We start from the raw sequence: 17,162 nt of genomic DNA, 5'->3' as shown, positions 1-17,162 counted from the left end.
AGGTTAAATATATAAAAAGGAAAATACTATTCATGACGATTTAAAAATATATTAGGGTTTAAAAACTTGAATATATAGATGCTAATGACTATTAAATAGATTAGCAGTCGAAAACGTTTGAGTCATATATATATTATTCCCATGTAATTAAAGTGTTAAGAATATGATATTTCTTTGAATAAACCTTTGCTTTTAAAGTAGTTTAATTTGAAATATAAATATCTTAGTATAGTACAAACCTAATATTTTTAGATATGAATACGACTTTTTTAGAAACTCCAGAAATATATAAAATCAAATCACTTTTACATCAAAAAACCTATTTAGTATCAGGTGAACTAAAACAATGGGAAGGTGATACAGCAGAAGTATATTCAACAATTTCTTCAACGGAAAATTATAAACCTACATTATTAGGAACCATTCCTAGACTTACCGAAAAGGAAGCTTTGGAAGCATTAAATTCAGCATCAGAAGCTTACGATAAAGGTCAAGGTTTATGGCCAACTATGAAGGTTGTAGATAGAATTGCTTGCATGGAAAAATTTGTAGAACAAATGAAAACCAAGCGGGAAGTTATTGTAAAACTTCTCATGTGGGAAATAGGAAAAAACCTTCCGGATTCAGAAAAAGAATTCGATAGAACCATTGATTATATATACGATACTATTGAAGCTTATAAACAAATAGATAGGGCTTCTGCTAAATTTGAAAAGAACGAAGGGGTATATGCACACATACGTAGAGGGCCATTAGGGGTTGTCTTATGTTTAGGACCCTATAATTACCCATTAAATGAAACTTTTACATTGCTTATCCCTGCATTAATTATGGGGAATCCTGTGATTTTTAAACCAGCGAAACTAGGCGTGTTATTAATTTCACCATTATTAGAAGCTTTTCAGAATAGTTTTCCAAAAGGGGTTGTAAATGTTATTTATGGTCGCGGTCGTGTATTGGCAACACCTATCATGCAATCGGGTAAAATTGATGTATTGGCGTTAATTGGTAATAGTAAATCTGCAAACGCCATTCAAAATAATCACCCAAAAAAGAACAGATTACGTTTGGTATTAGGCTTAGAGGCCAAAAACCCTGCAATAGTTTTACCAGATGCCGACTTAGACTTAGCAGTGAGTGAATGCATTGCGGGTACACTGTCTTTTAATGGGCAACGCTGTACAGCCTTAAAAGTATTATATGTACACGAATCTATTGCGGATGACTTTAACAAGTTATATTCGGCAAAAGTAGATGCACTTAAATTTGGGAATCCGTGGGAGTCCGGTGTTAAATTAACACCACTTCCAGAAGCCGATAAACCTGCTTATATTCAAGAATTAATAGATGACGCTCTAAAAAAAGGAGCAAAAATATTGAATAAAAAAGGAGGAGAAATTAGCGAGAATTTTATATTTCCGGCAGTTTTGTATCCCGTTAATAAAGAGATGCGAATATTTAAAGAGGAACAGTTCGGACCATTGGTACCAATTGTTCCATTTACAGACATTGAAAAACCATTAGATGACATGGCAGCATCAAACTATGGACAACAAGTAAGTTTGTTTGGTAAAAATATAAATACATTATCACCATTAATTGATACTCTGGTAAACTTGGTTTGTAGAGTTAATTTAAACAGTTCTTGTCAAAGAGGTCCAGATGTTTATCCTTTTACTGGAAGAAAAGATTCTGCATTTAGTACTTTAAGTGTACATGATGCATTACGTTCTTTCTCAATAAGGACTTTTGTAGCATCAAAGGATAACGATTATAATAATGCCATTTTAAAAGAGTTATTAGAAAAAAAGACATCTAATTTTATAAGTACAGATTACATTTTATAGTAAAAAATATTTATACTTGATGAATTCTTAAAAGTGGTTTAAACTTTTTTGATTGAAGCGAAAAATAGTAATTTCATTCCCAAATGAAGTCTTTTTTGAACTGCATAGCATCGCTACGGAGTAATAAAAAGATAAAATGTGGGGATGAAAGGACATTTTGCAGCTAATTATAAAAAGTTTAAACCACTTCTGTTTAAAAATAAATACTTTTTGATTTAGTGCAATATTTTTCAGTGAAAAATACTGCACTATTTTATTTGTTTATACCGCTATCTTTGATTTATTTTATTATTAAAAAAAATATGATATATTAAAAGAAAGTATTTTTTAAATTAAAACAACAAAAATGAAAATAACAAAGTATGTATTAGGAACAATTTTTTCTTGTGCAGTATTAATCGCATGTGGAGGGAAAGAAGAAAAAAAGAAAGAGGGGTTTACTTATGAAAATACAAAGAATACTTCTAGTAGTAAGGACACTAATGACGTTAACGAGATAGTTATTTCGGGTAATGATTTAATGCAGTTTGATAAGACTGAAATTAGAGTAAAAGCCGGAGAAAAAATAAAACTTACTTTAAGGCATAAAGGAAAATTAGATATAAATGTGATGGGGCATAACTTTGTCCTTCTTAAAAAAGGTGTTGATCTAGCAGGCTTTGCTGCTAAGGCTGCTGTAGCTAAAGACAACCAATATATACCAAAAAAGACAAAAGATGTCATAGCTTATACTTCGTTAATTGGAGCTGGACAAACCACTTTTGTAGAGTTTGTTGCGCCAGTTGCAGGCGAATATGATTACCTATGTAGTTTTCCTGGGCATTATGCTATGATGAAGGGTAAATTGATAGTTGAATAATATTAATTTAAGCCTATACAAAATCAAAAGATAAGTTTTCCTAGATTGTCAAACTATACTTTTTAAGGTTTAATAGTATTGCTTCAAAAAATGCAAAAAAAAGACCGCCTTTTCGGGCAGCCTCGTTTTGTTTAGAAGATATTGTTGGTATTAGTGACCAGCTTCTTTCTTTACTTCTTCTACTTTTTCTTTTACTGCATCAGCAGCTTTGTCAACAGCTTCACCTGCAGCATCAGCAGCACCTTCTACAGCTTCGCCAGCAGCATCACCGGCAGCTTCAACCGCATCACCAGCAGCTTCTACAGCTTCTTCAGTAGCATCAGCAGCAGCTTCTACAGCTTCTTCAGTGGCCTCAGCAGCAGCTTCTACAGCAGCATCAGCAGCTTCTTCAGCTTTTTTAGTATCTCTACAAGAAGTAAAAGATAAACTTAATACTAGTAATAAAGCGGTACTTAATAATAATTTTTTCATTGTTCTTTGTTTTAGTGTTAATTATTTGAGTATTAAAATACTAAATACGAATTTAGTAACTTTTAGTAAATTCCAAGAGTTTTATGTTAATTTTTTTAACAATTGCTCCATAAAATACCTTATATACGCAGATAATCTATTATTTGGATGACTGCACCTTTGTTTTTTGCGATATAATCACCATTTTTCTTTCCAGAAGACAGACATTTTTCCTTGTTTTGAATCAATTCGTTTAAAATGCTATCAAACTCTTTTTGATTGGAAGCAGAAAACATACCGTTAATGTCTATCATAGCTTTGGCTTCTGGAAACTTTTCGTGATTAGAACCAATAATGATAGGTATCGCAAATACGGCAGGTTCTAAAGTGTTGTGTAAACCAGTATGCCCCATAGCACCACCAACATAAGCAATATTTGCATAACTGTAAACCTTTGAAAGAATTCCAATGGTGTCTATTATAAAAACCTGAGCATTAATTAATTGTTCATCATTTTTTTTAGAATACAGCACAGATTTGACATGTAACTTTTCTTGAATGTTATTTATTTGCGCGGTTTTTATATTATGCGGTGCTATAATAAACTTGACATTTTTATGGTCAGTAGCATTGATATAATTAATCAATAAATTTTCATCTTCAGGCCATGTGCTACCTGCCACTACACATAGTTTGTCGTCTTTAAAAGTCTCAATAAAACTTAAATAGTTATTTAAACCTAATTGACTAGATACACGATCAAAACGGGTGTCTCCACTAACAGTTACTTTGTTGTAATGTATGGATTGAAGTAATGTTTTTGAAGCTTCATTCTGTGTAAAAATATGTTCGAAAGTAAATAAGGCACGTCTCAGCTCTCCACCATAAAATTTAAAGTAAGATTGATTTTTTCTAAAAGCAGCCGAAATTAAAATAGCACGTAACTTTCTTCTTTTTAATTCATTTAAAAAGTTAGGCCAAATATCGTATTTAACAAAAATGGTGAGTTCTGGATTAACAAGGTTTATAAACCGTTTTGCATGCTTTTTGCTATCCAGAGGCAAATAAATAACAATATCTGCAATAGGTGAATTTTTACGAATTTCATACCCGGAGGGAGAAAAGAAGCTAAGTACAATTTTATGCTGTTTATAGTGTTCTCTTAGTTTTTTAAAAACAGGGAGTCCTTGTTCATATTCACCTAAAGAAGCACAATGAAACCATAAAGTTTTATCATTGGAATTTAATTGACTTTCAAGAACCTCAAAAGTGTTTTGGCGACCAACCATTCCCTTTTTAATTTTTTCATTAAATAAGGAGGCACATTTTAATGCAAAGTGTGCTATATGAATACCTATGTTGTAAATAAAACTCAATTTTTTTCTTTGCAGCTAAAATACATTTCTTTGGAAGAAATTCATTGCTTAGCGTAAATGATTTTCGTAATTTCGTAGGCTGTTAACCCACAATGGGTGTTCCTTAAAATTAGTCTTTATTTTTTTGTTTAAAAATAGTAAAAAGACTGCAATTTTTTTTAGATGAAGAAAATTCAAATGGTTGACCTTAAAGGTCAGTATGACGATATAAAAGATGTCGTTAATCCTTCTATTCAGGAAGTTATAGAAAATACTTCTTTCATTAATGGCCCCAAAGTTCATGAGTTTCAAAAGAATTTAGAACAATATTTAGGAGTTAAACATGTTATTCCTTGTGCTAATGGTACAGATGCATTGCAAATAGCGATGATGGGTTTAGGTTTAAAACCAGGGGATGAGGTTATTACTGCGGATTTTACATTTGCAGCAACTGTTGAGGTGATTGCATTATTACAATTAACACCAGTTTTAGTAGATGTTAATGAGGATGATTTCAATATAAATATTGAAGCTATAAAAAGGGCTATCACACCTAAAACAAAGGCCATTGTTCCTGTGCATTTGTTTGGCCAATGTGCTAATATGGAAGCTATCATGGAAATTGCTAAGGAACATAATTTATTTGTAATTGAAGATAATGCACAAGCTATCGGGGCGTCTTATACCTATAAAAATGGTAGTAAAGCCAAAGCGGGAACAATTGGCGATGTTGCTTCTACTTCTTTTTTCCCATCTAAAAATTTAGGTTGCTATGGAGATGGCGGTGCCATTTTTACAAATAACGACGATTTAGCACATACCATTAGAGGTATTGTTAACCATGGGATGTACAGGCGTTACCATCATGATGTGGTGGGAGTAAATTCACGTTTGGATAGTATTCAGGCAGCGGTTTTAGATACTAAATTGCCGCATTTGGATAGTTATAATAAGGAAAGACAATATGCTGCAAGAAAATATAATAAAGCATTTGAAGGGGTTGAAAATATTGTGACGCCAAAAGTAACAAATGGCTGTTTAGAGGTTTGTGATACTTGCGATTGTCACGTTTTTCACCAATATACACTCAGAATTAAAGCTATAGATAGAGACGCATTGGTTAAACATTTAAATGCTCATAATATACCTTGTGGTGTATACTATCCAATTCCGCTTCATAACCAAAAAGCATATAAAGATGAAAGGTATAATGAAGATGATTTTAAAGTAACAAATCAATTAGTTAAAGAAGTTATTTCATTGCCAATGCATACCGAATTGGATGACGAACAAATAGAATATATTACATCAACAATTATTAAATTTATAAATGGATAAAATATTAGTTACTGGAGGATTAGGATTTATAGGGTCACACACCGTTGTCGAATTGCAAAATGAGGGTTACGAAGTTGTAATAATTGATGATTTATCCAATTCTACAATTAAAGTTTTGGATGGTATAAAAGCTATATCAGGTAAAGCACCACTTTTTGAAGAACTAGATTTAAAAAATAAAGCAGGTGTTGAGGCCTTTTTTAAAAAGCATGATGATGTTAAGGGTGTTATTCATTTTGCCGCTAGTAAGGCTGTTGGTGAAAGTGTAAAAGAACCTTTGTTGTACTACGAAAACAATATTGGAACCTTAGTTTATATTTTAAAAGAATTACAAAAATTACCGTCGGCGAGTTTTATCTTTAGTTCGTCATGTACTGTTTATGGACAAGCTGATAAGTTGCCAATAACTGAAAGTGCGCCGGTAAAACAAGCTGAATCTCCTTATGGAAATACAAAACAAATTGGGGAAGAAGTAATTAGAGATACTTGTAAAGTAACACCTAATTTAAAAGCTATAGCGTTACGTTATTTTAATCCGGTTGGAGCCCACGAATCAGTTTCGATTGGAGAATTGCCGATTGGTGTACCACAAAATCTAGTTCCTTTTATTACGCAAACAGCTATAGGTTTACGTGAAGAATTATCTGTTTTTGGTGATGATTATCCAACGCCAGATGGCACCTGTATTCGAGATTACATTCATGTAGTAGATTTAGCAAAAGCGCATGTTGTTGCTTTAGGTCGCTTACTACAAAACAAGAATAAATCTAATTATGAAACTTTTAATTTAGGAACAGGAAAGGGTAGTTCTGTACTGGAAGTTGTTCAGTCTTTTGAACGTGTTTCTGGAGTAAAACTAAATTATAAAATTGTTGATAGAAGAGAGGGTGATATCATTTCAGCTTATGCAGATACCAATAAAGCTAATAATGAATTAGGTTGGAAAACAGAATTGTCTTTAGATGATGCGATGCGTTCTGCATGGAAATGGGAGCAAAAGGTTAGAGGTAAATAATCGATAATCTTTACATAATTAAATTTGTCATAAAGAGCATTCGTCACTCTGTATTTGTTTTAGGATTATATTTTATTTATAAATCGCTGACTTCCAGATTTATGAGGTAGATACTGAAAACAAGTTCAACATAGTGTGTAAATATGTGATGTCATACAAAACAAATATTCATTAATCTAATTATTTATAATAAAATATATTTAGCAAAGCGTTAAAATTTTAATAAATTTTTGTAATAAATAGATTACGTTTTTAGTAAAAATAGGGTATATTATTATCGGGAATTCCCTTTTTAAGTTTTTTTTAAGAATTATAAATCTCTTTATTTATAATTTCATGGTATGTTAGTTTTGCTGATAAAAAAGCATTGTATATCCACTCTCAATTAACCATTAATGACGCTTAACTCAAAAACATTACTTTTTGTTTTGTGCTTATTTGTTATATCTAACAAATTGGTTGCAATTCCAAAGTTAAAAACTGCTCCATATTTATTTTTAACACAAATAGATAGTTTAATTAAGCAGAAAAATATCAGCAATGATATGACGCAATTAGAGTTGTTAATACTTTATAATGATGCTTTAGCTGAAAAACACCCGGATTCAATCAAAATATTCAAAAAATTGGCTATTCTAAATGCTGATTTGGATCAGCCTAAAGACGCCTATATTTTTACTAAAAAATATATTAATAACACTTTGGATTTTTCAATTTTAAATGATAGAGCATATAATGTTATTCGTGATTCTGAAGAGTATAAAGAGCTGTCCGAAAGCTTCTTATTGCAGATTGATTGGCCTACATTTTTGTTTTTATACGTTGCCTTAATTGGCTTCTTCTTTACTATAATTATTAATTTTTCTAAAAAATCTAATAGATATGCTAAATTATTTATTAGTGGTTTTGTAGGTGTACATTCTTTATTTATACTTGAGTTTGTTTTGTATATCTCAAATATTCAGTACAAACTTCCTCATACATATTTAATGGCCTCAGTAGGTGCTCTTTTGTATGGGCCATTGCTGTATTTTTATTTTAAAAGTGTTACCTATAATTTTAAATTTAAAATTATAGATTTATTACATTTTTTACCAACTCTTATTTTATTGGTGTTTTTGTTTCCAATGTATTCACTTTCAAGCAATGAAAAAATCGAGATCATGTTGGAATTGGATAATTCTTATAATATTAACAGGTATATAATCTTTATATCTAAAGTTATATCACTTGTTATATATGCTATTTTGATAGGGAAAATTCAATTCAGTCATAGAAAAAAGGGGGCTAGTTCAGAGTATAAAGAGCGACCTGTAGATAAATGGAAGAAAACTATTTACAGAATACATATTATTTATCTAATCTCCTATATTATTTACGGCTTACCGGTGAGTGGAATATTGCTTTCTTTCCCATACTTTATTAATTATATTCAAGTAAGTATTATGTCCGTAATGGTTGTATATCTAGCTTATATGGCATATGTCCAGCCTGAAATTTTTAAGCACGATTATGCGCTAAAAAGTAGTGTAATGTCTTTAGAGAAATACCAAAAGTCTGGACTTACGAATGCGTTATCCCAAGAACTCAAAGAAAATTTAATTAAGTTATTTGTAGAAGATAAAGTGTATAAAGAAAATAATATCAACCTTGAAGTATTATCCAAAAGATTAAACACAACAAGGCATAATACGTCTCAAATAATAAATGAACATTTTAATATTAATTTTTTTGAGCTTATAAATAAATTTAGAATTAAAGAAGCTATCTGTATTCTTAAAGAAGATATCCATGGAAGCCTTAATATTATTGATATCGCTTATGAAGTAGGATATAATAATAAAGTAACTTTCAATAAAGCATTTAAAAAAGAAACATCACTAACGCCTTCAGAGTTTATAAACTCTCAATTCAAAAAGAACATATAGAGGTAAATATTAGGTAAGATATCTTCGGTATGGTAAGGTATTATAAGTATTGCCTCTAAATCTAGGCTTTATTCCTTTTTTTATTGTCGCAATTGTAATTTAAGGTAAGGTAGTCATAGAACTTTACTTAAAATATTTTAGATTCTTCTAAGCTTAAATTTCATTAGTAAGGTGTAATTTTTTGAATTAGTCACTTAAAAAAACATCTATACTACCTTCCTTAATTTCAATCTGCACTGACTAACTCAAAATAAACATTTAATTTATGAAAGTAAGAAACTACTATTTAGTGCTAGTGTTCTTGGTGTTTGGTATTATATCATCATTTGCACAGGAAAGGACTGTTTCTGGTAGAATTGTAGACAAAAACAATTTACCATTGCCCGGGGCAACAGTTTTAGTTAAGAATTCTACAAAAGGAGCATCAACAGATTTTGATGGAAATTATTCAATTAAAGTAAATCAAGGAAACATTCTGGTATTTAGCTTTGTTGGGTACGAAAATCAAGAAGTTACAGTTGGTACATCAAACACAATTAATGTTACCATGCAAGAAGATGCAACTGCTCTTGAAGAGGTTGTCGTTGTTGCATATGGTGCACAAACAAGAGAGTCTATAGTTGGATCTGTAGGTGTTGTTTCAAGTACTACCATTGAGACACAGCAAGTAACATCCCCTCTAAGAGCGTTACAGGGAGCTGTACCAGGTGTAAGTTTGTTAACAGCAGGAGGCCAACCAGGAAATAACCCTATTATCAGGATAAGAGGGATATCGAGTGAAAGTTTGGAAAGAGGCCCTTTAATTGTTGTAGATGGCGCACCGTTTAATGGTAACCTTAATACGATAAGTCAGGATCAAATCGAATCGGTTTCAGTACTGAAAGATGCATCATCATCAGCTTTGTATGGTTCAAGAGCCTCAGGAGGTGTTATATTAATTACAACCAGGAAAGGTCATATAGATTCGGCTCCTAAGGTAACATTAAGATCTCAGATAGGATTATCTAATCCAACCATAGGGATTCACAATTTAGCCAATCCGGAGGATTATTTAAAATTGACCTGGCAGGCTCTAAAGAATACAAATCAATACGAAGATGGTCAAACAGCTACTGATGCAGCCCTAAGTGCAACGAATCAATTAGTTGATCATCTAGGGTATAACCCATATAGTGTAGCAAACCCAATAGATGCCAGTGGTAATTTAGTGGCTGGTGCTAATTTATTATGGAACTCTAATTGGGAGAACGAAGTTCTTAGGGAAGACTACCTTAGAGTAAATCATAATATTGGTGTATCTGGAGGTACTGATAAGACTAGGTATTTTATGTCTTTCGACTATTTAAATGAAGATGGCCCTGTGATACCTTCTAATTTTGAAAGAGTATCTTCACGATTAAATTTAGAAACTCAAATAAATGACTGGTTTAAAATAGGTCTTAATACTAGTTTTTCACGTTCTAACTCAAATAATCCGGATCAAACAAGTGGAAATACAACACAAGCGATTTCTTGGATTTATGGTTTATCTAGTATTTATCCTATTTATGCCAGAGATGCTAATGGAGGTTTGATTAGAGATGATTTAGGAGGGCGTATTTTTGATTTAGGAAACGGACTCGTTTCAGGTCAACCAGTAAATAGCACCAGACCTGTTTTTAGTGGTGAGAATATTTTAGCAAGTTTAACTTTAGGAAAAGAAAGAAGAATAAGAACTAACTATTTAGCAAATGTTTTTGCAGAGATAAATCTTTTTGAAGGTTTATCATTTAAAACACGATTAAGTTATGAGAATTTCCTTCTCGATTCATATAGTTATGATGATGATAAGATAGGTGCGGCATCTGGTGTACAAGGACGTGTATCACAAAATAGAGATTTAACCACAACTCTAAATGCCATTCAATCTTTAAATTATAAAAATAGTTTTGGAGATCATAACATCTCTATCGATGCTATTACAGAAGCTTATACAAATACCCAAGACAATTTACTGGCTCAAGGTACTGGTTTTTTACCTAAAGTAGATAATTTGGATGGAAGCACATCGCCAGAAGCTGTTGGCAGTAGTATTATCACTTCAAGAATTAATAGTTATCTAGGTAGGGTTAATTATAATTTTAATGAAAAATACTACGGTGAATTTTCCATAAGAAGAGATGGATCTACACGTTTTAATAAAAACACAAGATGGGGTAATTTTATAGCAGGAGGAATGAGTTGGGTGGTGTCCAAAGAGTCCTTTTTAAGCGAAAGCAATACACTTACATTTTTAAAACTTAGAGGGTCTTATGGTGAATTAGGGAATAATAGAACAACAAGTCTTTTCCCTTTTCAATCTGTATTTCAACCAGGTTTTGTTAATCAAGAAAATTCTGGAATTTTATTGGAAGGCGTTTCTGATGCAAATTTGAGATGGGAAAAAGTAGAATCTCTAAATATTGGAGCGGACTTCGAGTTGTTTAATGGTGTTTTATCCGGTACTTTAGAATATTATAACAAGGAATCTGTAGATTTAATTATGGATAAACCGCTTGCTTCTTCCTTAGGGGTTAATAAAATTGTTACTAATATTGGGTCTATCAGGAATTATGGATGGGAGGCTTCTTTGAGGTCTATTAACTTTAATTCTGATGATTTTACATGGACAACTGGAATTAATGTTGCTCTAAATAAAAACGAATGGACTAAGTTGCCACAAGATGAGATTTTAAATGGATCTAAACGCTATAGAGTAGGTAGTTCTATTTTTGATTTCTTTATTCGAGAATGGGCAGGAGTAGATTCTACAGATGGTCGTGGTATGTGGTATATGGATGTATTAGATACTAATGGTGACGTTATAGATAAGGTAACCACAAAGGAATATGATGATGCAACAAGGTATGAGCAAGGTAAAACATCGTTGCCGGATATAGAGGGTGGATTTACTTCTTTTGTTAGATATAAGCAATTTGATTTAAACGTGTTGTTTAATTTTAGCTTTGGGGCTTATTTATTAGATTCAGACTATTCTGGACTAATAAATCCATTTGAAAACCCTGGAAGAAGTGCACACCCTGATAACTTTAATGCTTGGAAAAATCCGGGAGATGTTAGTGATTTTCCATTATTACTGGCGAGTAATAATGATCATGCGTCTCGATCTACAAGATTTTTATTTAAAAATGATTATATAAGGCTAAAAAGTTTGACATTCGGTTATAATTTTCCACTATCTACAATTGAAAGAATAGGGTTGAGCAAATTAAGATTGTTTTTACAGGCAGATAATATTTTTACCTGGCAATCTCATAAAGGAATTGATCCAGAACAGGCATTTAATGGTATTACCACTAATAGATCTCCACTATCAAAAACCATTACCTCAGGGATTATTTTAGAATTTTAAACTAAAAAATTAACGAAAATGAAAATATATAATACATTAACTATAAAAATTCTACTAGTTTTAGTCGTTGTTTTTTTGTCTGGCTGCTCAAAAGAGTTTTTAGATGAGCCTACAAATACGGCGGGTATTCCAAGGGCTGTAGTTTTTTCAGATAGAGACATTGTACAAGCTTTTGAAACTGGAATATATGCCAGATATAAAGGGCAATGGGATAACGATCTAGCAGATGGAGTAAACAATTCTGATCCAGATACTGGTGGTTTATATGCCATGTATTTTGCAAGAACCATTAAAGGGAATGATTTAATTCAGAGACCAACTTTTTTCCTATTTGATTATTCTCATGAAAACAGAGGGGCTTCTTTTAGAAGAACCAGATTTACCTGGGAATTTAACTATGAAATTATCAATTATGCAAACATCTTAATTGATGGTGTCGAAAATAGTCCAGATTTAGGTGAAGCAACCAAAAAGGAATTTATTGCGGTTGGAAAAGCTATAAGAGCCTTTCATTATTTTCAAATAGTTTTAGAGTTTGCACCTAATTATAATAATGATAGGACTGTAGCAAGAATACCTATTTATACAGAACCAACAACAGAAGCTTCAGTAGGAAATTCACCAAGTTCGCTAGCAGATGTTTATGAATTGATATTATCAGATTTAAAATCAGCTATTCCCGACTTGCCTGAACAGAGACTAGGCAAGAGCTATATAAATAAAGCCGTTGCTAATGGCTTTTTGTCACGAGTATTATTGGTAACACAAGATGATTGGTCTTTGGCATCCTCTGCGGCAAAAGCAGCTTATGGAAGTGATGCAGAATCTGCTGTAGTATCTTCAAATTGGGGAGAAGGTTTTAATGATTTAAGTGATCAAGATTGGCTTTGGGGGCATTTTCAAGACGGTTCTAATGAAACCAATTTCTTTTGGATGGCTCCCCATGTTTTTACGGATCATTTAACCTTGTCATTTCAGGCTACTTATGCGAATACAAATTTTAGGGATACGTTTTCAGATGATGATGTTAGGAAATTATTTCGGGATATTTATAATTCTTCAACACCTTACAGGGAATTTGTAACAACTAAGTTTGCATTTACCTTTGCATCAGATGTTCCTTTGATGAGAAAGTCCGAAATGGTATTGATCGATGCAGAAGCTCAGTATAATTTAGGTAATGAACCTGAGGCTAGAAATTTACTTTTTGCATTGCAAAAAGCTAGAGACACGAACGCTATATTATCTACTAATTCCGGAAGTGATTTAATGGATGAGATTTTATTAGAAAGGCGTAAAGAACTCTACGGAGAAATAGGGGTAGAGTGGTTTGATGCTAAAAGGTTAAGAATGCCTATTAATAGGGATGATGTGCATAGAGTCGTTGTTAATGTTCCTGCAGATAGTGAATTATTTTACTTAAATATTCCACAAACAGAAATCGATGCTAATCCTAATATGGATGCAAGCGTAAATCAATAAAATTAATTCTTAAAAAGACAATTAACTAAACTAGCTTAACTATTTTTAAACTAAAAGTTCCCCGATGCTTGCGTCGGGGTTTCTTACTCACCTTTCCTTGGGAGAGGTCGGAACTGTTTTTTTGCAGTTCCGGGTGAGGTAAAATTATTCAACAATCTTTTTCTTCAAAAGGAATATGTATATTTAGAGTGTAACTATTTAAACTCTGAATATGAAAAAGTTAATTCTTATATTTCTGGTATCACTTTCTTTTAGCGGTATTTCACAAAACACTTATTTGCATTGTGGTAAACTAATTGACACACAGAGAGGTAAGGTTTTAAAAGAAATGACAGTTGTTGTTTCTAATGATAAAATAATATCTGTTGAAAAGGGGTATATCCCTATACGAAACCCTGAAGATGTCGTTATTGACTTAAAGACAAAAACAGCCATGCCAGGGCTTATCGATATGCATGTGCATATTGAGCATGAAACCAATCCGAAGCGTTATCTACAGAAATACACATTAAATGATGCGGACGTTGCTTTTAGCTCGTTGGGATTTGCAAAAGCGACATTAAATGCTGGATTTACTACCGTTAGAGACTTAGGAGGCACGGGAGTTAATATTTCACTTAGAAATGCGATTAATTCAGGAAAAGTTAATGGACCCAGAATATTTACAGCGGGGAAATCTATAGCAACTACAGGAGGGCACGCAGATCCTACAAATGGAAGTCGTAAAGAATTGATGGGTGATCCAGGTCCGAAAGAAGGTGTTGTAAATAGTGTTGGAGATGCAAAAAAAGCAGTAAGACAACGTTATAAAAACGGCGCAGATTGTATTAAAATAACAGCTACTGGAGGTGTTCTAAGCGTGGCGAAGAGTGGCACAAATCCGCAGTTCACTGTCGAAGAAGTTAAGGCTATTTGCGAAACAGCAAAAGATTATGGCATGCATGTGGCTGCACATGCTCACGGAGATGAAGGTATGCAAAGAGCGATAATAGGAGGTGTAAAAACTATTGAGCACGGTACGTTGATGAGTGAGGAAACTATGGAGTTAATGAAAACACACGATGCTTATTATGTGCCAACTATAACAGCAGGAAAAGAAGTAGAAGGAAAGGCTAAGATAAAAGGTTTTTACCCAGATATTGTTGTGCCTAAAGCACTAGCTATTGGCCCGCAGATTCAAGAAACGTTTGCTAAAGCTTATGAAAAAGGCGTTGGAATTGCTTTTGGAACAGATGCAGGGGTTTTTAAACATGGTGAAAATGGAAAAGAGTTTGGTTTTATGGTTGAGGCTGGTATGCCAGCAATAGAAACGATACAGAGTGCAACAATTACCAATGCCAAAATTTTAGAAATGGAAGATGAAATTGGTCAAATTAAAGCAGGGTTTATTGCGGATATTGTAGCGACCAATGATGATCCAACTCAGAACATTTCAACTATGGAAGCTATTGTTTTTGTTATGAAAGACGGAGAAATTTATAAAAAATAATTAAAATACTTGTCATTCCTGCGAAGGCAGGAATCTACTTGAATATTCGAAATATTAATTTAGTCGCTATTTGTTCTTATTAAAGACATATGTTTTTTAAAATCTTTGCTATCAGTCCAGAGAACTCTGTTGTTATTAATTAAAAATATAAAGGTAGTATCATAGGGGGTATATATGAAGTGTTTATAAACTAGTGGATTCCTGCCTTCGCAGGAATGACAAAGTAATACTGAAGAGGGTAATATAAATGGTAATATCTATTTTCTTAAATAGAATAATGTGTTAATTAGGAACATTCATTTTTTTGTTAAGCTTCCGAAGATTTCTTTTTCTTAAAACTGGTAAAAACTAAAATGATCATGCCTGTGGTTACTGATAAATCTGCCATATTAAAAATACCAGTTCTAAATACACCACCCAGGTCGATAAATAAGAAATCGGTAACGGAACCATATATAATACGATCATAAACATTAGCTAAGCCACCACCAATGATACTTGAGAAAGCAAAAAGAGATAAATTATCTAAATTTTTGTCTTTGAAAATATGACGTAAAACAAAACCAAGTACCACAATAGGTAAAAGAAGTAATAAGATAATTCTAAGCGTAGGGCTTAAATCACTACCCATACCTAAAAAAGCACCAGTGTTCTCAACGTTCATCATGATGAAAGCATCGCCTATTAAAGAGATCCGTTCACCGGGGTTTATTTCTGTTCGAGCTTCAATATGGGTCCTAACCAGTACTTTAGAAACTTGATCAACCGCAATAGTTAAAATAATAACTAAAATAATGTAAATAGAACGTTTCGATAATTTCATTTAGTTATTTTCAAAAGTTGCTGAAGCCGTTTGAGCCTCTCTATTAATTTTCTTTACCAGACCTTGTAAAACTTTACCCGGGCCAACTTCGGTAAATAAAGTAGCACCATCTGCAATCATTTGTTGTACAGATTGTGTCCAACGTACAGGTGCCGTCAATTGAGAAATTAAATTAGTTTTTATGGCCGTTTCGTCAATAACAGCATTTGCCGTTACATTTTGATAAATAGGGCAGTTCGGTTTGCTAAATGTTGTATTTTCTATAGCTGCTGCTAATTCTTCACGAGCAGGCTCCATTAATGGTGAATGGAAAGCACCGCCAACTGGCAATACTAATGCGCGACGTGCACCAGCGTCTTTTAAAGACAGACATGCTTTATCAATAGCATCAATCTCTCCTGAAATCACTAATTGTCCTGGACAGTTGTAATTTGCTGCGACTACAACACCATCAGTTACTGAGCATACTTTTTCAACAATATCATCATCTAAGCCTAAAACAGCAGCCATGGTACTCGGTTGCAATTCGCAAGCCTTTTGCATAGCTAAAGCGCGTTGAGATACTAACTTTAATCCATCTTCAAAATTCAAAGTGCCATTAGCTACCAGTGCAGAAAATTCTCCAAGGGAATGACCAGCAACCATTTCTGGTTTAAAAGAGTCACCTAAAGTTTTTGCTAAAATAACTGAGTGTAAAAATATAGCAGGTTGTGTTACTTTAGTTTCTTTAAGATCTTCAGCAGATCCCTCAAACATGGTATCAGTAATGGTGAAACCAAGAATATCGTTTGCTTGTTCAAATAATTCTTGAGCTAAAGGTGAGTTTTCGTATAAGTCTAAACCCATTCCTGAAAATTGAGCGCCTTGCCCTGGAAATATATATGCTTTCATGTGTTGTAATTATTGCTTTTTAAAGTCATGCCTAACATTCATTTAATTGTTTCTCCAGGATACAGAAAATTTATTCATGAATGTTTCATGTTGATTGGTTTTCAGTGCTGCAAAAGTATAAATAATTTTTTAAGAACTAAGACTACTTCGTTTATAGAATCAAGAATAAAGATTTTATAGTTATATGGTTATTAATTAGGAAGATGATTTAATATTAGCTTCTAGCTTCTAGCTTCTAGCTTCTAGCTTCTAGCTTCTAACTTCTTGAGTTCCTATCTTTATCCTTAATACTTA

The 17,162-nt window shown here is 32.7% G+C and carries 12 protein-coding genes; 8 read left to right on the top strand and 4 right to left on the bottom strand.

Annotated features, from left to right (window positions below; genetic code table 11):
• Nucleotides 1-254: 254 nt before the first annotated feature.
• Together Q4Q47_RS05400 and Q4Q47_RS05395 are read left to right on the top strand one after the other, a co-directional pair.
• On the top strand, nt 255-1,847 hold the full coding sequence (locus Q4Q47_RS05400; RefSeq protein ID WP_303305631.1) for an NADP-dependent glyceraldehyde-3-phosphate dehydrogenase: 1,593 nt from the start codon (nt 255-257) through the stop codon (nt 1,845-1,847).
• A 346-nt stretch (nt 1,848-2,193) separates the two neighbouring features.
• Complete coding sequence (locus tag Q4Q47_RS05395; protein WP_303305630.1) at nt 2,194-2,706, top strand: plastocyanin/azurin family copper-binding protein; 513 nt, start codon at nt 2,194-2,196, stop codon at nt 2,704-2,706.
• A gap of 150 nt (nt 2,707-2,856) precedes the next feature.
• Here the strand turns inward: Q4Q47_RS05395 and Q4Q47_RS05390 are convergent, their stop codons facing one another.
• Nucleotides 2,857-3,177, bottom strand: a complete 321-nt coding sequence (locus Q4Q47_RS05390) for a hypothetical protein (RefSeq protein ID WP_303305629.1) — start codon at nt 3,175-3,177, stop codon at nt 2,857-2,859.
• A gap of 119 nt (nt 3,178-3,296) precedes the next feature.
• Nucleotides 3,297-4,532: a 3-deoxy-D-manno-octulosonic acid transferase gene (locus tag Q4Q47_RS05385; protein WP_303305628.1), complete on the bottom strand. Its 1,236-nt coding sequence runs from the start codon at nt 4,530-4,532 to the stop codon at nt 3,297-3,299.
• A gap of 162 nt (nt 4,533-4,694) precedes the next feature.
• Between Q4Q47_RS05385 and Q4Q47_RS05380 the strand changes: the two genes are divergently transcribed.
• The 6 genes from Q4Q47_RS05380 (at nt 4,695) to Q4Q47_RS05355 (ending at nt 15,154) form a co-directional block, all read left to right on the top strand.
• Nucleotides 4,695-5,849: a DegT/DnrJ/EryC1/StrS family aminotransferase gene (locus tag Q4Q47_RS05380; RefSeq protein WP_303305627.1), complete on the top strand. Its 1,155-nt coding sequence runs from the start codon at nt 4,695-4,697 to the stop codon at nt 5,847-5,849.
• Nucleotides 5,842-6,864, top strand: a complete 1,023-nt coding sequence (gene galE, locus Q4Q47_RS05375; protein WP_303305626.1) for a UDP-glucose 4-epimerase GalE — start codon at nt 5,842-5,844, stop codon at nt 6,862-6,864. The genes Q4Q47_RS05380 and galE overlap by 8 nt, the downstream gene beginning before the upstream one ends.
• A 395-nt stretch (nt 6,865-7,259) precedes the next feature.
• Nucleotides 7,260-8,792 (top strand): helix-turn-helix domain-containing protein, encoded by a 1,533-nt coding sequence (locus tag Q4Q47_RS05370; protein WP_303305625.1) that lies wholly within the window; start codon nt 7,260-7,262, stop codon nt 8,790-8,792.
• A gap of 265 nt (nt 8,793-9,057) precedes the next feature.
• Nucleotides 9,058-12,183, top strand: a complete 3,126-nt coding sequence (locus tag Q4Q47_RS05365) for a SusC/RagA family TonB-linked outer membrane protein (RefSeq protein WP_303305623.1) — start codon at nt 9,058-9,060, stop codon at nt 12,181-12,183.
• Between the two features lie 18 nt (nt 12,184-12,201).
• Nucleotides 12,202-13,665, top strand: coding sequence for a RagB/SusD family nutrient uptake outer membrane protein (locus tag Q4Q47_RS05360; protein ID WP_303305622.1), 1,464 nt, complete (start codon nt 12,202-12,204; stop codon nt 13,663-13,665).
• A gap of 211 nt (nt 13,666-13,876) precedes the next feature.
• The gene (locus tag Q4Q47_RS05355; RefSeq protein WP_303305620.1) at nt 13,877-15,154 is read left to right on the top strand and encodes a metal-dependent hydrolase family protein; all 1,278 of its coding nucleotides are present in this window, start codon (nt 13,877-13,879) and stop codon (nt 15,152-15,154) included.
• 307 nt (nt 15,155-15,461) lie between these two features.
• Here the strand turns inward: Q4Q47_RS05355 and lspA are convergent, their stop codons facing one another.
• On the bottom strand, nt 15,462-15,977 hold the full coding sequence (gene lspA, locus Q4Q47_RS05350) for a signal peptidase II (protein ID WP_303305618.1): 516 nt from the start codon (nt 15,975-15,977) through the stop codon (nt 15,462-15,464).
• Nucleotides 15,978-16,868, bottom strand: coding sequence for an ACP S-malonyltransferase (fabD, locus tag Q4Q47_RS05345; RefSeq protein WP_303305617.1), 891 nt, complete (start codon nt 16,866-16,868; stop codon nt 15,978-15,980).
• Between the last annotated feature and the right edge of the window lie 294 nt (nt 16,869-17,162).

This window comes from Flavivirga spongiicola (assembly GCF_030540825.1).
GTDB lineage: Bacteria > Bacteroidota > Bacteroidia > Flavobacteriales > Flavobacteriaceae > Flavivirga > Flavivirga spongiicola.
The sequence above is the reverse complement of the archived record's forward strand: the minus strand, read 5'-3'. Positions and strand labels throughout refer to the sequence as shown.

Coding starts and splice junctions, on each gene's coding strand:
- Q4Q47_RS05355 (WP_303305620.1), top strand. CDS start 13,877: ATGAAAAAGTTAATTCTTATATTTCTGGTATCACTTTCTTTTAGCGGT.
- Q4Q47_RS05380 (WP_303305627.1), top strand. CDS start 4,695: ATGAAGAAAATTCAAATGGTTGACCTTAAAGGTCAGTATGACGATATA.
- Q4Q47_RS05390 (WP_303305629.1), bottom strand. CDS start 3,177: ATGAAAAAATTATTATTAAGTACCGCTTTATTACTAGTATTAAGTTTA.
- Q4Q47_RS05365 (WP_303305623.1), top strand. CDS start 9,058: ATGAAAGTAAGAAACTACTATTTAGTGCTAGTGTTCTTGGTGTTTGGT.
- Q4Q47_RS05370 (WP_303305625.1), top strand. CDS start 7,260: ATGACGCTTAACTCAAAAACATTACTTTTTGTTTTGTGCTTATTTGTT.
- galE (WP_303305626.1), top strand. CDS start 5,842: ATGGATAAAATATTAGTTACTGGAGGATTAGGATTTATAGGGTCACAC.
- Q4Q47_RS05360 (WP_303305622.1), top strand. CDS start 12,202: ATGAAAATATATAATACATTAACTATAAAAATTCTACTAGTTTTAGTC.
- lspA (WP_303305618.1), bottom strand. CDS start 15,977: ATGAAATTATCGAAACGTTCTATTTACATTATTTTAGTTATTATTTTA.
- fabD (WP_303305617.1), bottom strand. CDS start 16,868: ATGAAAGCATATATATTTCCAGGGCAAGGCGCTCAATTTTCAGGAATG.
- Q4Q47_RS05395 (WP_303305630.1), top strand. CDS start 2,194: ATGAAAATAACAAAGTATGTATTAGGAACAATTTTTTCTTGTGCAGTA.
- Q4Q47_RS05400 (WP_303305631.1), top strand. CDS start 255: ATGAATACGACTTTTTTAGAAACTCCAGAAATATATAAAATCAAATCA.